The sequence below is a fragment of the Sinorhizobium mexicanum genome (assembly GCF_013488225.1).
Classification (GTDB): Bacteria; Pseudomonadota; Alphaproteobacteria; order Rhizobiales; family Rhizobiaceae; genus Sinorhizobium; species Sinorhizobium mexicanum.
The window spans coordinates 323,061-342,079 of sequence record NZ_CP041238.1 but is presented as its reverse complement, the minus strand read 5'-3'; the positions used below and the strand labels follow the sequence as shown (position 1 = coordinate 342,079).

Below are 19,019 nucleotides of genomic sequence, written 5' to 3'. Positions count from 1 at the left end.
CGGGCCTGTAAAATCCGCGGCCAGGCCGTGGCTGGCTCGGCCCACGGCCGTTGCGCGCATGAAGCGCTCTCCGACAGCAATCATGGCGATCTAAGGCCGTTCGACGCTTTTACGTGCGGTGCTGCGAGAACGGCAGAACGTTGCTGCAAGCGAAGTGGAAACCGGAATGCTGCCCATTCTCATGACCAGGAGCGCGCTCGGCCCAGGCGACGAGGCCACGTCACAGATCCGCCATGCAGCGCTTCCATCAGGTCAGCGCGCCGAGGCCATCCAGAAAATACTCGACGCGCTTGGTCGCCATCTCTCCGGCAAGGAGGTTCTTTCCAGGGACGCGCTCGTGCGGTTGATGGAGGATCTTGCGCGCATCCTCAAGTTTCCGCCCTTGCCGCAGGAAAGCGGCCGTGATTTCGTCAAGCGCCTGATCGGTTTCCTGCAATCCATGCCGATGCCGGAGCGTCTACTGCTGGAGCGGCAACTCGGCGGACGCAGCCTCGCGCACCGCATCGCCGTGCTGACCGCCATGCCGTCCGGCCTCGGCGAAAGAACCTCACCAACTGGGGTAGTGGGGGCCAATGCAGGATTTCCTCAATCTCAGCCCAAGGAAGCGATCCGCAATCTGCCGGTGCAGACAGCCGCACCGCCCCAGTTCGCCGCGATAAAGGCTTCGGCGTCAAGCGAGGTCGCGCTGCTGCAATCGGTTCTGAAGAAAACCTTCGGCGCAGACGAAGAGGGCCATCCGACCGAGACGATGTTCGAGGAAGCGCCGGACGAGGCGCCAAATGACTCCAGGAGGCCGGATGCCGCAAGGACCTCGGACGCGCGCACGCAGCGGATACCGGTTTCGGCCCGTCCGAACATGGAGACAGCGGCGTCGGTTGTAGGCGGCGGCATGCCGGGTGAAATAGCTGAGACCGATGCGGCGCTCCCACAAATGCAGCCGGAAGATGAAGTGGGCGCCACCGGCGAAGATCCCGCCGGCACCGGCAGCTTCCCCGGCGAAGCGGAGCGCCTCGACGCCTCGCCGTCCGAATCGACCCTCCTCGTTCCCGAAGACGCAGAACAGACCGGAAGCGATGCGGAGGCCTTGCTCGAAGGTCCCGAAGCGGCCGATGACGATGGGCTCGATGCGGATGGTACCTATGGCCGCCCCGCGCCCGATAGCGAAGGGCACGCCACGCGACCTGCTGGTCCGCGCGCAGAGCCAGGCGGTCAGGCGGCGCGTTTTTCTGCCGACGCCGTGAAAGCACTTGTCCGTGAAGGCCTCGCCTTTCCGGAAGTTTTGGACGAAGGCAGAAAGCTGGCTGAACCGAAGGACGGTGAGACTGGCGATCCGATGCCAGCGGCACCGCAGGAGAGCGATGCGGCGGAACACTCGCCGTTGATACGCTCCAGAAACGAGGCGACCGGGGCCGCTCCGCTAAGCGATCTCAGATCCGCCGACGAACCGGAGAGGACGGCGGCGCTGCGCTCAGCCAATCAGGCAAAGGCGTCGAACGCCGGCGGCGATCCGACGATGCAGCAGATGATCACCCGCCTCGTCGAAAACGGGCTTCCCCGCGAGGCGATACCATTCGCCCTCGTTCCCTACCCTCCGGCCAAGACGGACGCCGAAGACGTTACAGGCAAGCCCGACCAGCAGCAGTGGACTGGCGACGGGGAGAGCGATGCTGGAGCAGACGCAGAGAGCGACGAAGGCGATCGCGAAACGCCCGCTAAGGAATCTTCCGGTGGTGGAGCCGAAGAGACGAGCGATGAGCCGGGCGCCATCGATGCCTATGATCTTTACAGAAAGCTCGGCGGTCTCGGCTAAACGCCGTTTTCTTTTGCCGCTCAACGAAAAAGCCCGCGGAGATCACTCTCCGCGGGCTCGTCATTTCAAATTCCGCAACGATTACTCGTTGGTCTGGCGGTTCTTCAGAGCGGCGCCAAGAATGTCGCCGAGCGAAGCGCCGGAGTCGGACGAACCGAACTGAGCGACGGCTTCCTTCTCTTCCGCGATTTCCAGAGCCTTGATCGACAGCTGGATCTTGCGGTCCTTCTTGGAGAAGTTGGTGACGCGGGCGTCAACAACCTGACCAACCGAGAAGCGCTCCGGACGCTGTTCGTCACGGTCACGCGACAGGTCCGCACGACGGATGAACGAGGTGATGTCTTCGTGGTTCACGAGCTTCACTTCGATGCCACCATCGTTGATCGCGATGACTTCGGCCGAAACAACGGCGTTCTTGCGCAGTTCGCCGGAAGCGGCAGCTTCACCGACAGAATCCTTGCCGAGCTGCTTGATGCCGAGCGAGATGCGCTCCTTCTCGACGTCCACATCGAGAACGACAGCACGGACGACATCGCCCTTGTTGTATTCTTCGATGACCTGCTCGCCCGGACGGTTCCAGTCGAGGTCGGAGAGGTGGACCATGCCGTCGACATCGCCGTCGAGGCCGATGAACAGGCCGAATTCGGTCTTGTTCTTGACTTCGCCTTCGACTTCGGTGCCGGCCGGGTGGCTATGCGCGAATGCCTGCCACGGGTTCTCGAGCGTCTGCTTGAGACCGAGCGAGATACGACGCTTGGTCGGATCGACTTCGAGAACGACCACGTCGACTTCCTGGCTGGTGGACAGGATCTTGCCGGGGTGAACGTTCTTCTTGGTCCAGGACATTTCGGAGATGTGGATCAGGCCTTCGATGCCCGGCTCCAGCTCGACGAACGCACCGTAGTCGGTGATGTTCGTGACGGTACCGGAGATCTTCTTGCCGACCGGGTACTTGGCGCCAATGCCATCCCACGGATCGGACTCGAGCTGCTTCATACCGAGCGAGATGCGGTGGGTTTCCTGATTGATGCGGATGATCTGAACCTTGACCTGCTGGCCGATGTTCAGGATTTCCGACGGATGGTTGACGCGACGCCATGCCATGTCGGTCACGTGCAGCAGGCCGTCGATGCCGCCGAGGTCGACGAACGCACCGTAATCGGTGATGTTCTTGACGACACCCTCGACAACCTGGCCTTCCTCGAGGTTCTGAACGATTTCAGAACGCTGCTCGGCGCGGGACTCTTCGAGAACCGTACGGCGCGAAACGACGATGTTGCCGCGGCGCTTGTCCATCTTGAGGATTTCGAAGGGCTGCGGGTTGTGCATCAGCGGGGTGACGTCGCGGATCGGACGGATGTCGACCTGCGAACGCGGCAGGAAGGCTACGGCGCCGTCGAGATCGACGGTGAAGCCGCCCTTGACCTGGTTGAAGATGATGCCTTCGACGCGTTCGCCGGCTTCGAACTTCACTTCCAGGCGCTGCCAGCTTTCCTCGCGGCGAGCCTTTTCGCGCGACAGAACGGCTTCGCCGAGCGCATTTTCGATGCGCTCGACATAGACTTCGACTTCGTCGCCGACCTTGAGAGAGCCGTCCTTGGCCTTGGCGCCGAATTCCTTCAGCGGCACGCGGCCTTCGACCTTCAGACCGACGTCGACGATCGCGACGTCCTTTTCGATCGCGGTGATGACGCCCTTGGCGACATAGCCTTCGGCGAGGTCCGTCTTGGCGAAGGACTCTTCGAGAAGCGCCGCGAAATCATCACGGGTGGGGTTGGTTGCAGACATAAAATCTCCTGATGCATCTCGCGAAGAGACACACATGCGCCGGGGGTTAGCGTTAAATGGGCCTGAACCCAGTCCGCCCCATCTGAAGGAGCAATCCGGCGCGTGGACGGAATTTCAGGCTTTAAAAGAAGGCGATCCGGCACGAGCCGACGATGGCTTTCTTCAAATCTTCTTTTGCAAGGCCGCGTCGATCAGCATCTTCGCCGCCTGGAATGCCGCCTCTATACTCATTTCGGAAGTGTCAAGCAAGTGCGCATCCGCCGCCGGGCGAAGCGGGCTGTCGGCCCGGCCCATGTCGCGCTCGTCGCGCTTTTTCACATCCTCGAAGATGGCGGCGTAATCGGCCGAGCCACCGCCTGCGATGATCTCGTCGTAGCGCCTTTTCGCCCTGACTTCCGGGGAGGCCGTCACATAGAGCTTCACGGCGGCGTCGGGGCAGACAATGGTGCCGATGTCGCGCCCGTCGAGCACGGTGCCCGGCTCCTTCCGCGAGAAGCCGCGCTGTGCCTCCACCAGCGCCCGACGCACGGCCGGCATGACTGCGATCTTCGACGCCGCCTCGCCGATCTGATGGGCCGAGAGCACCGAGCGATCAAGCCCCGCAAGCTCGACCTCGCGCGCCATCTTCTCTGCGACCGCCTCGTCGTCGAGCGGCAGCCCGGCATCGAGAAGCGCCTTGGCGGTGGCACGATAGGTGAGCCCGGTGTCGAGATGGTGGAAGCCGTATTCCTCGGCAATCCGCCGCGAGAGCGTCCCCTTGCCGGCGGCAGCGGGTCCGTCGATGGCGATGATGAGTGTCATTAAGCGACCTTGGCTTCCGTCTGCTCGATCTTCGCGCCCAACCCCGTCATCAAATCCATGAACTCCGGGAAGCTCGTTGCGATCATCGTAGCATCGTCAACCGTCACCGGATGCTCGGAGGCGAGCCCCATGACGAGGAAGCTCATGGCGATGCGGTGGTCGAGATGGGTCTTGACCTCGCCGCCAGAGGCATTGCCGAGGCCCTTGCCGCCGGGGCGGCCGCGGACGACCAGCGAGGCTTCGCCTTCGTCACAGTCGACGCCGTTGAGCTTCAGGCCGTCGGCGACGGCGGAGAGGCGGTCGGATTCCTTGACGCGCAGTTCGTCGAGGCCGTTCATGACGGTCGTGCCCTCCGCAAAAGCGGCAGCGACGGCGAGCACCGGATATTCGTCGATCATCGAGGGGGCGCGCTCGTCCGGCACCATGACACCCTGAAGCTCCGAAAAACGCACGCGGAGATCGGCGACATCCTCGCCGCCGGCAAGCCGCGCATTCATGACTTCGATGTTGGCGCCCATTTCCTGCAGGGTCAGGATGAGGCCGGTGCGTGTCGGATTCATCAAGACGTTGAGGATGGTGACGTCAGAGCCCGGCACGAGAAGGGCAGCCACCAGCGGGAAGGCTGTCGAGGACGGATCGCCGGGGACGTCGATCACCTGGCCCGTCAGCTTGCCGCGCCCTTCGAGGCGGATGGTGCGTACGCCGTCCGCATCGGTTTCGACCGTCAGACTGGCGCCGAAACCCTGCAGCATCTTTTCGGTGTGGTCGCGCGTCATCACCGGCTCGATGACGGTGGTGATGCCGGGCGTGTTGAGGCCGGCGAGCAGCACGGCCGATTTCACCTGGGCGGAGGCCATCGGCACGCGATAGGTGATCGGGTTCGGCGTCTTCGGACCACGCAGCGTCACCGGCAGCCGGTCGCCTTCGGCCGAGTTCACCTGGACGCCCATTTCCCTCAGCGGGTTCAGCACGCGACCCATCGGCCGCTTGGTGAGCGACGCATCGCCGATGAACGTCGAGTCGAAATCATAGACGCCGACAAGGCCCATGGTCAGCCGGCAGCCAGTGCCGGCATTGCCGAAATCGAGCGGCGCTTCCGGCGCGAGCAGCGCGCCGTTGCCGACGCCGTCGATGATCCAGGCGTCGCCCTCCTTGCGGATCCTGGCGCCCATGGCCTGCATCGCCTTGCCGGTGTTGATCACGTCCTCGCCCTCGAGCAGGCCGGTGATGCGCGTCTCACCCGAGGCAAGACCGCCGAACATGAAGGAGCGATGCGAGATCGACTTGTCGCCGGGAATGCGGACCGTACCCTTGAGATCGGAAGACTTCTTTGCGGTGGCAGGCCGCGGGCTTGAGCCATGGGACATGATGTTTTTCCTCTGACAATCCGGCTGCCGGCGGCCACGGAACATCACGCCCTTCTCGCGCGTTAGGCAGCTGACCGCCGGTCTCGCCGGCTCCCTAACATAAAGCACAAATAGGGTCATCCTCCCGGACGAAGAAAATGCGAGCGAGGCCGGGCCGAAGTTTGTCTTTGACAGAAGTCGTCAAGACGATTATGGGGACCGGCTAATCATCATAAGCTTGATAACTTTCCACCCGCCGGCTTTCCGGCAAGAGCCGGTTCGTCCGGCCATTCAAGAGGCTTTGACTGTGGCAAAACCGGAACTTGGAACAAAGCGCATCGACCCGGAAACGGGGCGCAAATTCTACGATCTGAACCGTGATCCGATCGTCTCCCCCTACACGGGCAAGTCCTATCCGCTGTCCTTCTTCGAGGAGAGCTCCGTCGCCAAGGTGCTCGAGAAGGAAGAAGAGGAAGACGTAACGGAAGTCGATGCAGAGAACACCGAGGTCGAACTCGTTTCGCTCGAAGATGCCGACGACGAGGCATCGGGCGGCGACGACCTGCCGGATCTCGGCGACGACGATGTCGAGATCGACGGCGACGACGACGACACCTTCCTCGAGACCGACGACGAGGACGAAGACGACGATATGAGCGACCTCATCGGCGTCTCCGACGAGGACGAAGACGTCTAATCATCGGCAAGATGTGGGCGGGAAACCCGTCGCACACATTTCTTCATCACGCTAAGCGTTTCAAATCACGCATGAAAGACGCCCCGCCCGCTGCAACACCTCGCGGTCGGGACGTTTTCCCGGAACGAGCAACAAAATCGCACCGGCTTTAAATTTTCGGCTTGCCATCTGCCAAAAGCAGAAGTAATAAGCCGCCACTCGCCGGGCAAAACGCCTGACGATCTTCCCGGAACCGGCACTGCCGGACCCTGATGGGGCTATAGCTCAGCTGGGAGAGCGCTTGCATGGCATGCAAGAGGTCAGCGGTTCGATCCCGCTTAGCTCCACCAAAATTTTCCAATGACTTGCGATACGAAGGCCTCTGACCGCGCAGATTCTTGCGCGTACGCGTTGCATTCTCGGCAACGTCGTCAGAATGTCGTCTGGGTTACGACAGGTTCAGCCGGTGACGAACGCGACGGCCTCGCTGCCCGCATGATGACGCCGGAATTTGCAGAAAATTAACCAATCAGGCGCCACAACGATTACCTCATGTTTCTTGCCTCCAAGATCTTCTGGCTCCTTGCCCAGCCGCTTTCGCTCGCCTTCTTCAGCATCCTTATCGGCTTTGTGCTGGCGCTGCGCGGCCGCGCGCGCATCGGCGGTGTCTTCGGCTCACTCGGCCTCGTGGCGCTGTTCGTGACGCTGTTCACGACAACAGGCTCCTATTTTCTGCAGATCCTCGAGGATCGGTTCCCCCGCCCCTCCCCGCCGGCGGAGCTCTCCTGCATCATCGTGCTTGGCGGCGCCTTCGAGAACGTGGTGATTGCCGGGCGCGGCGGCATCGAACTCAACCAGGCGGCGGAGCGCTTCGTCGAGACCGTCCGGCTCGCCAAGACCTATCCTGCTGCCCGCATCCTCGTGTCGGGCGGCGATGGCTCCTTGAGTGGCGGCTATGCCGGCGACGCGGAAGCCTCGCGGGCGTTCTTCGATGCGTTCGGCATCGCCCCCGAACGCCTCGTCCGCGAGGAAGACTCGCGCACCACCTTCGAGAACGCACGCAATACCAGGGATCTGTTGAGCGCAAACCGAATGGAGCACTGCGCGCTCGTCACCTCAGCCTACCACATGCCGCGCTCGGTCGGCCTCTTTCGTTCGTTCGGTATCGACGTGATGCCGTGGCCGACGGATTATCGCACGAGCGGCAAGGTGCGGCTCGGCTTTGACTTCACCCAGCCTGCGCTCAACGCGCAGCTGACGACGACCGCCGCCAAGGAATGGACCGGGCTGCTTGCGTATTACCTGCTCGGCCGGACGCAGACGCTTTTGCCGCGTTAGATCTGTCGCGACACGGCGTGCCGGTGACGCCCCTCATCCGGCCTGCCGGCCACCTTCTCCCCGCATGCGGGGCGAAGGGACGAGCCGGGGCCTCCCTGGCCCTCTCCGCGTCCTGACAGGGAGAGGGCCAGAGTGACGAGCGAGTGCCTTCGACCTCGAGAGGGGCGCATATCCTGATGATAGAGCCGCCCGCTGACTTATTTCCAGCGTTGCGCTAATGATCGCGGATAGCGTCGATCCCGGATCAACGCAGTCCAAAGCGGAGCATCCATGCCGATCCTTGAAATCCTCGATTATGCCGGTGTGGCCGTCTTCGCCGCGACAGGCGCGCTTTCGGCGTCCCGCAAGCAGCTCGATATCATCGGCTATCTCTTCCTGGCGTCGGTCACCGGCATCGGCGGCGGCACGATGCGCGACGTGATCCTGGGGGCAACACCCGTGTTCTGGGTATTGAACCCGGCCTATCTGATTGTCTGCGCCTCGGTCGGGCTCCTGGTGTTCCTAACTTCCCACCGCTTCGAATCCCGCTACCGCATGCTCGTTTGGCTCGATGCGGTCGGCCTTTCGGCCTATTGCGTCATGGGTGCAGCGAAAGGCCTGGCGGCGACAGGCTCGCCGGTCGTCGCGATCGTGACCGGCATGCTGACGGCAACCTTTGGCGGCATCCTGCGCGACCTGCTGGCCGGAGAGCCCTCCGTGCTGCTGCGGCCGGAGATCTACGTCACCGCGGCTCTTGTCGGCGCCGGCGCTTTCGTATCCGCGACGATGATCGGCATGCCGTTGGCCGTGACATCGGCACTCGGCGTGCTGGCGGCCTTTGCCGTGCGCGGCGGTGCGTTGCGGTATGGCTGGACGTTGCCGATCGACAAGGCCGGTCCGGGCCGTCACCCGAACGACGTGATGTAGAAGTCCTGGAAACTATCAGGCGCCTTCAGCGTCCGGCGGGCGCGGCGCCGGTCCTGTGGTCAGCGGTCGGACTTGCGACGCAGGCGGACCACGACATCGACATGGGAGATTTCCATGCCTTCCGGAGGCTCCGGAAGATTGTCGATCTGGATATTGCTCACCGGAATGTCGAGCACCTCATTCTGACCTTCGACGAAGAAGTGATGGTGGTCGGACACGTTGGTGTCGAAATAGGTTTTGGCGCTCTCGACCGCCAGCACGCGGATCATGCCCGCTTCGGTGAACTGGTGCAGCGTGTTGTAGACGGTGGCAAGCGAAACCGGGACGCCGGCCTCGACCGCCTCTTCGTGCAGTTCCTCGACGGTCAAGTGACGGTCGCCCTTGGCGAAAATGAGATCCGCAAGCGCGACACGCTGGCGTGTCGGGCGCAACCCCGAATTGCGCAGCCTCTCCTGCGAACACATTTGTGGTGCTTTCGTCATACGCAGCCGTTTCGGTATCCTGACCAAAATTCACAGATTATCCGTTTGCGATATAACTTCTGCCGCCGCCGCTTTCAATAGATTCCGAGCTTCCAGGGGGTGCAAACGCCTGAAAATCGGCCCAAAGCAGGGGAAGGCTGGCATTTAACTCTGGTCGTGCCCACATTCATACTGTAAGCGACGGCGGAACGATGTCGCAAATAAGAGCCGCATGAGAGAAAAAGTGAAGCGGGTTTTCGCCGCCATCCGCACTACCTTATAGGATATCGTCGAAGCGGAAACTGCGGCTGGCGGGATTGCCATCGGCGCAGGGCCACGCTTCAATTCAGCCCGAACTTGCTCTAAAGCTGGTCGGGGAACACTCAGTCACTCGGGGAAACGACCATTCATGACAACCAGACAATCCAGCTTCAGCTATGAGGAAATCCTGACCTGCGGCCGAGGTGAAATGTTTGGCCCTGGCAATGCCCAACTGCCGCTGCCGCCGATGCTGATGTTCAACCGCATCACCGACATCTCGGAAACCGGAGGCCCACACAACAAGGGCTACATCCGCGCCGAGTTCGACATCACGCCGGACCTCTGGTTTTTCCCGTGCCATTTCATGGGCGACCCCGTCATGCCGGGCTGCCTTGGCCTCGATGCCATGTGGCAATTGACCGGATTCTTCCTCGGTTGGCTCGGCGAGCCCGGCAAGGGCCGCGCGATCTCCACCGGCGAGGTGAAATTCACAGGGATGGTGACGCCGAAGACCAAGCTGGTCGAATACGGCATCGACTTCAAGCGCGTGATGCGCGGCCGCCTGGTGCTCGGCATTGCCGACGGCTGGATGAAGGCCGACGGCGAAGTGATCTACAAGGCCAGCGACCTCAGGGTCGGTCTTTTCCAGGAAAAGGCCGACTGAGCCGCAAAACGGCCAGGACGGGTTCAAGTTAAGAAAAGGTCAGTACCATGAGACGGGTAGTTGTCACGGGCCTCGGCATCGTTTCCTCGATCGGCAACAATGCCGAGGAAGTCACGGCGTCGCTGCGCGATGCGAAATCGGGCATCACGTTTTCCCCGGATTTCGCCGAGAACGGCTTCAAGTGCCAGGTCTGGGGCGCGCCTTCGCTCGACCCGACGGACCTTGTCGACCGCCGCGCCATGCGCTTCCTGTCGCAGGGCGGCGCCTGGAATCACGTGGCGATGAAGCAGGCAATCGCGGATTCGGGGCTCGAAGCCGGCGACATCACCAATGAACGCACCGGTATCATCATGGGCTCGGGCGGTCCTTCGACCCGCACCATCGTCGAGGCTGCCGACGTCACCCGCAAGAACGTGAGCCCCAAGCGCATCGGCCCCTTCGCAGTCCCGAAGGCGATGTCCTCGACGGCCTCGGCCACGCTTGCGACCTGGTTCCAGATCCATGGCGTCAACTACTCGATCTCGTCCGCCTGCTCAACCTCGGCGCACTGCATCGGCAATGCTGCCGAGATGATCCAGTGGGGCAAGCAGGACGTGATGTTCGCCGGCGGCCACGAGGATCTCGACTGGACCATGTCCAATCTTTTCGACGCCATGGGCGCGATGTCCTCGAAGTTCAACGACACGCCGTCCGCGGCCTCGCGCGCCTATGACGTCAACCGCGACGGCTTCGTGATTGCTGGCGGCGCCGGCGTTCTGGTGCTCGAGGAGCTGGAGCATGCGAAGGCCCGCGGCGCCAAGATCTATGCCGAGATCGTCGGTTATGGCGCAACCTCCGACGGCTACGACATGGTTGCCCCGTCCGGTGAAGGCGCCGTGCGGTGCATGCGTCAGGCGCTCGCGACCGTGAAGGGCGATATCGACTACATCAACACCCACGGAACCTCGACGCCAGTCGGCGACTCCAAGGAAATCGGCGCCATCCGCGAGGTTTTCGGCGAGAAGATGCCACATATCCAGTCGACCAAATCTCTCACAGGCCATTCGCTGGGTGCTGCCGGCGTGCAGGAATCGATCTACGGCCTGCTGATGATGCAGGCCGGCTTCATCGGCGAAAGCGCGCATATCAGCGAGCTCGATCCCGAGTTCGAAGGCGTACCGATCGTTCGCAAGCGGATCGACAACGCCAAGATCGACACCGTTCTTTCGAACTCGTTCGGCTTCGGCGGCACCAACGCCACGCTCGTCTTCCAGCGCTATAACGGATAACACAATGAACGGACTGATGAACGGAAAGCGCGGCCTCATCATGGGTGTGGCCAACAACCATTCTATTGCCTGGGGAATCTCGAAGGCGCTCGCCGCCCAGGGTGCCGAACTCGCCTTCACCTATCAGGGCGAAGCGCTCGGCAAGCGGGTGAAGCCGCTCGCCGCGGAAGTCAATTCCGACTTCCTGCTGCCCTGCGACGTCGAGGACATCGCCTCAGTCGACGCCGTGATCTCTGCGATCAAGGAGCGCTGGGGAAAGCTTGATTTCATCGTTCACGCCATCGGCTTCTCCGACAAGAACGAGTTGAAGGGACTTTACGCGGATACCACGCGCGACAACTTCAGCCGCACCATGGTCATCTCCTGCTTCTCCTTCACCGAGATCGCCAGGCGCGCCGCCGAACTGATGAACGAAGGCGGCACGATGCTGACGCTGACCTATGGCGGCTCGACGCGGGTGATGCCGAACTACAATGTGATGGGTGTTGCCAAGGCGGCGCTCGAGGCTTCGGTGCGCTATCTCGCCGCCGACTACGGCACCCGCGGCATCCGCGTCAACGCGATCTCCGCCGGGCCGATCCGCACGCTCGCCGGCGCCGGCATCTCGGACGCCCGTGCGATGCTTTCCTGGCAGCAGAAGAATTCGCCGCTGCGCCGGACGGTGACGATCGACGATGTCGGCAATTCGGCGCTGTACCTTCTTTCCGATCTTTCGCGCGGCGTCACAGGCGAAATCCACTATGTGGATTCCGGCTACAACATCACCTCCATGCCGACGCTCGAGGCACTGCGCACCGCCGACGTGGAGTAAGACAGCCGATCCGGCTTATTCACGAAAGCGCCCCCGCGTCTTATCAGACGCGCAAAGGAGGCTTTAGCACTTTGAATTGCTGCATGTTTTGGTCCTTAAATCGGTTACGATTTAAGGAAACATGCAGCAGATCGACGCAAATCCGCCGGGAAAACCATTACACACCTTTCCTGGCATTGCTCGCACTCGGATCAGCCCGCCGTCCAGGCCCAGATCAATCCGAACAGAATGGCCAAAAGCCCGAGGCCGACAACGGCGCGACGCATATGCTGCAGCTTTCCCGACACAAGCGGCACGCGATAGAGGTTGCGCAGGAACGGCAGGGGAACTTCCGACGTCTCGCCGTGCCCTTCGGCACTCTTGATGTCGCGCGCAATCACCTCTTCGACATCTTCCATCATAGGTGGTCGAGCGGGTCCGAATCCCATAGCCTGCTCCTCTCCTGCAAAGACGCTCGTGCTGTATGCCGTCATGCCCGGCACGACATGGTGTGCCTGATCGTCCCTGCTGGCAACTGGAAACGACGACGCGTCACAGCTGAGCTGCGGCGCCGTCCGGAGCGTCCTAGCGTTTCGCCCAGAGCACCTTGAAGCGCGCATTGCGGCAGGTCTCGCCGCTCTCCTTGAAGTTTTCCGCAAGAACCTGCTCGTAGGCCAGGCCGCGATTGGCAACCAGCATCAGCTTGCCGCCGTGCTTCAAGGCCTTGGCGGCGGATTTGATGATCGCGGCACCGAGCGACGGCTCTGCGGCGTGCCCCTCGTGAAAGGGCGGATTCATGACGATCAAATCGTATTTGTCGCGGGTCTCCTCGGTGGTCAGGTCGTGCCAATAGAAGCGGGCCGGGATCGAGGGGGCGTTCGCCATCATGTTGACGCGTGCGGCCTCCAAGGCTTCATAGTCCGCCTCGAAAAGATCGATGCCCTTCAGGCCCCGCGAGGCGTGGGCGAGCATCACCGAGAGATAACCCCAGCCGGCACCGAAATCGGCCGCGTGGCCGGTAAGATCCTTGGGCAGGCGCGAGGCAAGAAGCTCCGAACCGGCATCGACCCGGTCATGAGAGAACATTCCTGGCGTCGCCTCGAACAGCCCGTCGACACGCACCGGCACCTTGGCAAGCTGAGACATGGCGTCCGACACATCTTCGGGGCGGGTGAACCAGAAGGCGACACCATGGTATTTCGGCAGCGAGTCCCCGTCCCAACCGAATTTGCCGATCCTCTTGCGCAGCGACTGGATCCCGTCCTCCTTACCACCTGCTATAACGATCAGTGCGCCGGCGCGGGTGCGCTTGAGCGCCTCGGCGATCCGGTCCTCGTTTTCGCCCTTGTGCTTGCCGCAAAGCACCAGCGCGGCGTCATATTCGTCGCCCTCGGCGAGCGGAGTTACGTCGGCACGTGCCGCTTCCAGTGCGCGATAGAGCGGCCTCAGGGGCTGCACGGCGGCAATCGAGGCGGAAAAGCCCTGCGGCAGCCTGTAGCCCGCCTCCGCCCCGAGAAAGAGCACGCGTTCATCCTCTCCCGGAGGATCGATGACACCGGTCTCGAAAGGGTGGAACAAGGTCTTCAGTGCGTCGCGGCTCATGAGATCGAATCCGTTCGTTGCTTACAGAAAGGGGGCGCAGAGCGATCCGCTCCACGCCCCCTAGATCACGATGATTTTGGGTCGAACCGACCCAAAATCATAAGCGTGATCGACTCTAGAAAGTTAGCGCGGGATGCGGGCGGAAAACCGCGCACACTTTCCTCATCCCGCGCTGATATCTCGGAGGGGCAGGCTTATTCGGCCGCTTCGCCGCCGTCCTTCTTCTCGGCCTTCTCAGCGACGACCTCCTTGCCGGTCGCCTGATCGACGACCTTCATGGAGAGGCGAACCTTGCCGCGCTCGTCGAAGCCCATCAGCTTGACCCAAACCTTATCGCCTTCCTTGACGACGTCGGTTGTCTTGGCGACCCGTTCGGACGCGAGCTGCGAGATGTGGACCAGGCCGTCGCGGGCGCCGAAGAAGTTGACGAAGGCGCCGAAATCGGCGGTCTTGACGACCGTGCCTTCGTAGATCTGGCCGACTTCCGGCTCGGCGACGATCGAGTGGATCCATTTGCGGGCCGCTTCGATCTCCTTGGCGGACGAGGATGCGATCTTGACCGTACCGTCGTCCTCGATGTTGATCTTGGCGCCGGTCTTCTCGACGATCTCGCGGATGACCTTGCCGCCGGAACCGATGACTTCACGGATCTTGTCGACCGGGATGTTCATCACTTCGATGCGCGGTGCGAATTCGCCGAGCTGGCCGCGGCTCTCGGAGATCGCCTTGGCCATTTCGCCGAGAATGTGCATGCGGCCGCCCTTGGCCTGGTTGAGTGCAACGCCCATGATCTCTTCGGTGATGCCCTCGATCTTGATGTCCATCTGCAGCGAGGTGATGCCGGCTTCCGTGCCCGCAACCTTGAAGTCCATGTCGCCGAGATGATCTTCGTCACCGAGAATGTCGGAGAGAACGGCGAAACGATCGCCTTCCTTGATGAGGCCCATGGCGATACCGGCGACGGGCTTTGCAAGCGGGACGCCTGCATCCATCAGCGCCAGCGATGTGCCGCAGACGGTGGCCATCGAGGAGGAGCCATTGGACTCGGTGATTTCGGAAACGACGCGCAGCGTATAGGGGAACTGTTCCGCCGTCGGCAGCATCGGGTGGATGGCGCGCCAGGCGAGCTTGCCGTGACCGATTTCACGACGGCCCGGAGAACCCATGCGGCCCGTTTCACCGACCGAGAAGGGCGGGAAGTTGTAGTGCAGCATGAAGTTTTCCTTGTACATGCCGGTCAAGGAATCGACATACTGCTCGTCTTCGCCGGTGCCGAGCGTGGCAACCACGATCGCCTGCGTTTCGCCGCGGGTGAAGAGCGAGGAACCGTGCGTGCGCGGCAGGAGGCCTACTTCGGCGACGATCGGGCGAACCGTGACGAGGTCGCGGCCGTCGATGCGGCTCTGGGTGTCGAGGATGTTCCAGCGGACGATCTTGGCCTGCAGGTGCTTGAAGACGGCAGCGATTTCTTCCGCCGTGTGAGCAGGGTTCTCGATGCCTTCCGGCAGGAAGTGTTCCTTCACCTTGGCCTTGACGGCGTCGACGGCAGAGTAGCGGGCAGCCTTTTCGGTGATCTTGTAGGCATTGCGCAGTTCGTCTTCGGCAATCGAAAGCATGGCGTTTTCGAGGGCGGAATGATCTTCCGGCTCGAACTCGCGCGGCTCCTTGGCGGCAACTTCGGCGAGCTTGATGATCGCGTCGATCACCGGCTGGAAGCCTTTCTGGCCGAAGACGACAGCGCCGAGCATGATGTCTTCCGGCAGTTCCTTGGCTTCCGACTCGACCATCAGCACGGCTTCCTGGGTGCCGGCGACGACGAGATCGAGAGAGGATTCATCCATTTCGTCGAGGTGCGGGTTCAGCACATATTGGCCGTTGATGTAGCCGACGCGGGCGCCGCCGATCGGCCCCATGAACGGGATGCCCGAAAGGGTCAGTGCGGCCGACGCGGCAACCATCGAGAGAACATCCGGATTGTTTTCGAGGTCATGCTGCATGACCGTGACGATCACCTGGGTGTCGTTCTTGTAGCCTTCCGGGAAGAGCGGACGGATCGGACGGTCGATCAGCCGGGAAACGAGCGTTTCGTTTTCGCTCGGGCGGCCTTCGCGCTTGAAATAACCGCCCGGGATCTTGCCGGCAGCGTAGGTCTTTTCCTGGTAGTTGACGGTGAGCGGGAAGAAGTCCTGGCCGGGCTTCGGCGCCTTGGCCGAAACGACGGTGGCGAGCACCACCGTTTCGCCGTAGGTGGCGAGAACGGCACCGTCAGCCTGACGCGCGATCTTGCCTGTCTCGAGCTTGAGCGGACGCCCTGCCCATTCGATTTCTACCTTGTGGGTCTCGAACATGTTCTGTCCTTCGTGTGCGGGAGACCTTCCGCGGCTGTTGCAGCGCGGATGATCGGAAAGCCGCTTGGTGGTGGCGCATCACGGGCAAGACAACGGGAGGCTTCAAAACAAACCAGCTCGGTTCCGTCTCGCCGTGCTGCCCGCGTGGCAGCTCACGGCATGCGGGCGCCGAAGCATCCTGCAATCCTGCCCCATGACGGGCCATCGGTTGATCCGCGATACCGGCCCATCCGGTTCGCTGGACATTCTCTCCAATTCTGCGCCTCAGGCGACAGTGGAGAGACGATTTCCTGCAGCGCCGCGCGTCTTTTCAGACATACAAAGGTCGCAGCAGCACTTTGAATTTCTGCATGATTTTATCCGTCAATCGGTCCCGATTTAAGGAAGCATGCAGCAGGCGATCTAGCGCCCGATAAAAAACCGGCGGACCGCAAGCGATCCGCCGGTCAAGTCGTTTAGCGACGGATGCCCAGGGCACCGATCAGCTTGGTGTAACGCGCTTCGTCTTTCTTCTTCAGATAGTCGAGGAGCGAACGACGGCTGGAAACCATCGCGAGAAGACCACGGCGGGAATGGTTGTCCTTCTTGTGGCCCTTGAAGTGTTCGGTCAGGTTGTTGATCCGCTCCGTCAGGAGCGCAACCTGGACTTCCGGAGAACCGGTATCGCCTTCAGCGGTCGCGAATTCCTTGATGAGCTGAGCCTTGCGCTCTACAGTAATCGACATCGGACGATCCTTTCGTTTCGAGGATTTCGGGGTCGCCGGCAGCCGGGATGTCGTCCAGCCGCGGCCGTTCATACGAAGAGGCAGTGCCTTTCGCTGGCGTGCCTATAAACGAAATGGATCGAAAAGGAAAGGGTCATGGAACCGGGCGTCCGGAAGCCACGCGCCGCGCCTCAATTGCCGGTTGGATGAGGGCGCGCTCCCCGTTTTCCAGGAACTGGGAGTGCTATCCAGCAAGCCTTTGAAAAGCGTCGGCGTCCGCGTGTTGCGCCGTCAACTTCCGGTTTCGGCCGGCGCGTCGCCTCTGCCGCCGCGCGGAATTCGGATGGTCCATTCGATGCCGTCCGGGTGCATCGTCCTTTCGAGCTCGGCCCCGAGCGCCATGCCGAGCATGCGCTCGAGCACGACCGTTCCGAAGCCCGTTCGCCCCGAAGCTTGTTCGGGCGGCGCAGCGATATCCGCTCCCTCTTCGCGCCACCGAATGGCGATCATTCCATCGTATACCGACCAGTCGAGCCTGATGACACCGGTCGCGTTGGCGAGTGCGCCGTGCTTGGTCGCGTTGGTCGCGAGCTCATGCAGCGCCATGCCGAGCATCTGCGCCACCTGTGTTTCCAGCCGTACGGCCGGACCGCTAAGGACGACGCGCTGCGGGTCATCGGGAGCAAAGGGTTGCAACTGGCCCTGCGCGAGTTCACGAAAATCGACGCCGAGTGCGGCATTGGCGACCATCAGGTCGGTCGACCGGGCAAGCCCGGCGATCCGCTTTCGAAAGGCTTCAGCGAATTCCGAAGCGCTCCCGGTGGAAGACGCGGATTGGTTCAACATCGACTGAATGACCGTGAGCTGGTTCTTTGAGCGGTGCGCGACCTCTCTCATCAGAAAGTGGATTTCCCCTTCGGCCTTGGTGCGAGCGGCAGCCGCCCGGGCAAACGCGCTCGATACGTCCTCGACCTCGGTGATCATGTAGCGACGCGGCTTGATCGGCTCGCCGGCACCGAGACGGCGCGCGTCCATGGCAAGTAGCTTCACCCCCTGCGAGAGCAGGCGGGCGATGGTGAGTGAACCCGCGACGGCGAGACTTGCGAAGATGATGCCGCCAAGCGACAGCCAGAGGAACGACCACAATATCGGCGCATCGACGACCGCGCGCGGCGCCCAGGCGACGATGCGCCAGCCGGTCACCACGGAAAACTCCGTCGCGACGCGATAGTCCGCGCCGTTTTCGCTGATGTTGGCGACGCCGATGCTGATCGCCGGCAGCTTATCGAGGAAGAAGGCAGCACCCGGCTTGACCGCCGCATCGGAAGACACGATCACCTTGCCGCTGCCATCCACAAGTGCCGCATTCCAGCCCGGCGACAGCGTGTCGCGATTGACGGCCTTCGCCATCCCATCGGCGTTCTGCGTCAGGGCCAACAGATAGCTCTCCCCGGTCGGCAGCCTGACCGGAAGATAGACATTGAAGGCCCATCTTCCGTCGGTGTTGTCGAAAAACACGCCCGAGACGAGCGGGCCCTTGTTCTTGAAGGCGAGCTCGATCGATTCCGGATCGGATGCCCGTCCAAGCGGCGCACCGAAGGGGAGACGGGTGTTCAGTCTCTGGTTTTGGCTCCTGTCTATGACGATCAGATTGGAATCGGTGTCCGCCAGGGCGACCGAAGCGCGATTGTAAAACGCGCGCATGTCGCGCAGTTCGATCGCGTTCGAAGTCGAAAGAACCTTGAGCGTCGTCAGCATGCCTTCGACCTCGCGCTCGACAATGCGCGTCACGGAACCGGTCGAAGCCTTCAGGAGCGAAGTCACGACCTGCTCCTGCGCATCCACGCTGCGTTTCAGGATGACAAATGAGAAGATGAAGGAAGGAATGATCGCCACCAGCAGCAGCGAGATCAGGTAGAAGCTGAACGGTCGGCGGAGACGGTCCCGAACGAAGGCTGCTGCAGCCTGCAAGCCGCCGCGCGAAGCTTCTCCGTGGTCCTTCTCTGGCACTCCAGTCACCCGGGCCCGCCTTTCCCCGTCTGTCGCCGCGCCGCCGGTGGCCAACGCTGACACGAGGTCCCGTGCGCTCCTTGCGCGTCGGCCCGCACAACCGCCACGGGTTGGCGTGCATGGCGAAATCGCGATCTCGGATTGGCCTCGATTGCCGCGAATGGCCGTATCCGAACAGATCGAATCGCCACCCGAGATCATGCGTCAGGGTTTCGCCAAACGCAAACCGCCCTGCAGTGCGGTCCG

The 19,019-nt window shown here is 62.2% G+C and carries 16 protein-coding genes and 1 tRNA gene; 8 read left to right on the top strand and 9 right to left on the bottom strand.

The window, feature by feature from the left end; genetic code table 11:
• Positions 1-166: 166 nt before the first annotated feature.
• Positions 167-1,810, top strand: coding sequence for a hypothetical protein (locus tag FKV68_RS01530; RefSeq protein ID WP_180939808.1), 1,644 nt, complete (start codon positions 167-169; stop codon positions 1,808-1,810).
• Between the two features lie 81 nt (positions 1,811-1,891).
• Here FKV68_RS01530 and rpsA read toward each other — a convergent pair whose 3' ends face one another.
• From rpsA to aroA, 3 genes are all read right to left on the bottom strand, one after another.
• Positions 1,892-3,598, bottom strand: a complete 1,707-nt coding sequence (gene rpsA, locus FKV68_RS01525; RefSeq protein ID WP_136509254.1) for a 30S ribosomal protein S1 — start codon at positions 3,596-3,598, stop codon at positions 1,892-1,894.
• A 162-nt stretch (positions 3,599-3,760) separates the two neighbouring features.
• Positions 3,761-4,399 (bottom strand): (d)CMP kinase, encoded by a 639-nt coding sequence (cmk, locus tag FKV68_RS01520; RefSeq protein ID WP_180939807.1) that lies wholly within the window; start codon positions 4,397-4,399, stop codon positions 3,761-3,763.
• The gene (gene aroA, locus FKV68_RS01515; protein ID WP_180939806.1) at positions 4,399-5,766 is read right to left on the bottom strand and encodes a 3-phosphoshikimate 1-carboxyvinyltransferase; all 1,368 of its coding nucleotides are present in this window, start codon (positions 5,764-5,766) and stop codon (positions 4,399-4,401) included. The genes cmk and aroA overlap by 1 nt, the downstream gene beginning before the upstream one ends.
• Before the next feature lie 286 nt (positions 5,767-6,052).
• Here aroA and FKV68_RS01510 point away from each other — a divergent pair, with 286 nt between their 5' ends.
• The 4 genes from FKV68_RS01510 (at position 6,053) to FKV68_RS01495 (ending at position 8,665) form a co-directional block, all read left to right on the top strand.
• Positions 6,053-6,442, top strand: a complete 390-nt coding sequence (locus FKV68_RS01510; RefSeq protein WP_180939805.1) for a TIGR02300 family protein — start codon at positions 6,053-6,055, stop codon at positions 6,440-6,442.
• A gap of 253 nt (positions 6,443-6,695) precedes the next feature.
• Positions 6,696-6,771, top strand: a tRNA-Ala gene (locus FKV68_RS01505).
• 202 nt (positions 6,772-6,973) lie between these two features.
• Complete coding sequence (locus tag FKV68_RS01500; protein ID WP_180939804.1) at positions 6,974-7,759, top strand: YdcF family protein; 786 nt, start codon at positions 6,974-6,976, stop codon at positions 7,757-7,759.
• A gap of 270 nt (positions 7,760-8,029) precedes the next feature.
• Positions 8,030-8,665, top strand: a complete 636-nt coding sequence (locus FKV68_RS01495) for a trimeric intracellular cation channel family protein (protein WP_180939803.1) — start codon at positions 8,030-8,032, stop codon at positions 8,663-8,665.
• A 59-nt stretch (positions 8,666-8,724) separates the two neighbouring features.
• Here the strand turns inward: FKV68_RS01495 and irrA are convergent, their stop codons facing one another.
• Positions 8,725-9,147 (bottom strand): iron response transcriptional regulator IrrA, encoded by a 423-nt coding sequence (gene irrA / locus FKV68_RS01490; RefSeq protein ID WP_153442464.1) that lies wholly within the window; start codon positions 9,145-9,147, stop codon positions 8,725-8,727.
• Positions 9,148-9,535: 388 nt separating this feature from the next.
• Here irrA and fabA point away from each other — a divergent pair, with 388 nt between their 5' ends.
• From fabA to fabI, 3 genes are read left to right on the top strand one after another with little or no spacing between them, the layout of a single operon-like run.
• On the top strand, positions 9,536-10,051 hold the full coding sequence (fabA, locus tag FKV68_RS01485) for a 3-hydroxyacyl-[acyl-carrier-protein] dehydratase FabA (protein ID WP_180939802.1): 516 nt from the start codon (positions 9,536-9,538) through the stop codon (positions 10,049-10,051).
• Between the two features lie 47 nt (positions 10,052-10,098).
• Positions 10,099-11,319: a beta-ketoacyl-ACP synthase I gene (gene fabB, locus FKV68_RS01480; RefSeq protein WP_180939801.1), complete on the top strand. Its 1,221-nt coding sequence runs from the start codon at positions 10,099-10,101 to the stop codon at positions 11,317-11,319.
• Positions 11,320-11,323: 4 nt separating this feature from the next.
• Entirely contained in the window at positions 11,324-12,130 is an 807-nt protein-coding gene (gene fabI / locus FKV68_RS01475) for an enoyl-ACP reductase FabI (RefSeq protein WP_180939800.1), read from the top strand.
• Between the two features lie 191 nt (positions 12,131-12,321).
• Here fabI and FKV68_RS01470 read toward each other — a convergent pair whose 3' ends face one another.
• The 5 genes from FKV68_RS01470 to FKV68_RS01450 form a co-directional block, all read right to left on the bottom strand.
• On the bottom strand, positions 12,322-12,558 hold the full coding sequence (locus tag FKV68_RS01470; RefSeq protein WP_180939799.1) for a hypothetical protein: 237 nt from the start codon (positions 12,556-12,558) through the stop codon (positions 12,322-12,324).
• Positions 12,559-12,694: 136 nt separating this feature from the next.
• Positions 12,695-13,711 carry a class I SAM-dependent methyltransferase gene (locus tag FKV68_RS01465; protein WP_180939798.1) on the bottom strand — a complete coding sequence of 339 codons (1,017 nt, stop codon included), beginning with the start codon at positions 13,709-13,711 and terminating at the stop codon, positions 12,695-12,697.
• Positions 13,712-13,905: 194 nt separating this feature from the next.
• Entirely contained in the window at positions 13,906-16,059 is a 2,154-nt protein-coding gene (pnp, locus tag FKV68_RS01460) for a polyribonucleotide nucleotidyltransferase (RefSeq protein ID WP_180939797.1), read from the bottom strand.
• A 455-nt stretch (positions 16,060-16,514) separates the two neighbouring features.
• Entirely contained in the window at positions 16,515-16,784 is a 270-nt protein-coding gene (gene rpsO, locus FKV68_RS01455; protein ID WP_180939796.1) for a 30S ribosomal protein S15, read from the bottom strand.
• A gap of 270 nt (positions 16,785-17,054) precedes the next feature.
• Positions 17,055-18,773, bottom strand: coding sequence for a sensor histidine kinase (locus tag FKV68_RS01450; RefSeq protein WP_425347633.1), 1,719 nt, complete (start codon positions 18,771-18,773; stop codon positions 17,055-17,057).
• Between the last annotated feature and the right edge of the window lie 246 nt (positions 18,774-19,019).

Bases quoted from the DNA above. Each gene is read 5' to 3' on its own strand.
- FKV68_RS01500 (WP_180939804.1), top strand. From the start codon at position 6,974: ATGTTTCTTGCCTCCAAGATCTTCTGGCTCCTTGCCCAGCCGCTTTCG.
- FKV68_RS01470 (WP_180939799.1), bottom strand. From the start codon at position 12,558: ATGGGATTCGGACCCGCTCGACCACCTATGATGGAAGATGTCGAAGAG.
- cmk (WP_180939807.1), bottom strand. From the start codon at position 4,399: ATGACACTCATCATCGCCATCGACGGACCCGCTGCCGCCGGCAAGGGG.
- fabI (WP_180939800.1), top strand. From the start codon at position 11,324: ATGAACGGACTGATGAACGGAAAGCGCGGCCTCATCATGGGTGTGGCC.
- rpsA (WP_136509254.1), bottom strand. From the start codon at position 3,598: ATGTCTGCAACCAACCCCACCCGTGATGATTTCGCGGCGCTTCTCGAA.
- irrA (WP_153442464.1), bottom strand. From the start codon at position 9,147: ATGACGAAAGCACCACAAATGTGTTCGCAGGAGAGGCTGCGCAATTCG.
- FKV68_RS01530 (WP_180939808.1), top strand. From the start codon at position 167: ATGCTGCCCATTCTCATGACCAGGAGCGCGCTCGGCCCAGGCGACGAG.
- FKV68_RS01465 (WP_180939798.1), bottom strand. From the start codon at position 13,711: ATGAGCCGCGACGCACTGAAGACCTTGTTCCACCCTTTCGAGACCGGT.
- fabA (WP_180939802.1), top strand. From the start codon at position 9,536: ATGACAACCAGACAATCCAGCTTCAGCTATGAGGAAATCCTGACCTGC.
- rpsO (WP_180939796.1), bottom strand. From the start codon at position 16,784: ATGTCGATTACTGTAGAGCGCAAGGCTCAGCTCATCAAGGAATTCGCG.
- FKV68_RS01495 (WP_180939803.1), top strand. From the start codon at position 8,030: ATGCCGATCCTTGAAATCCTCGATTATGCCGGTGTGGCCGTCTTCGCC.
- pnp (WP_180939797.1), bottom strand. From the start codon at position 16,059: ATGTTCGAGACCCACAAGGTAGAAATCGAATGGGCAGGGCGTCCGCTC.
- fabB (WP_180939801.1), top strand. From the start codon at position 10,099: ATGAGACGGGTAGTTGTCACGGGCCTCGGCATCGTTTCCTCGATCGGC.
- aroA (WP_180939806.1), bottom strand. From the start codon at position 5,766: ATGTCCCATGGCTCAAGCCCGCGGCCTGCCACCGCAAAGAAGTCTTCC.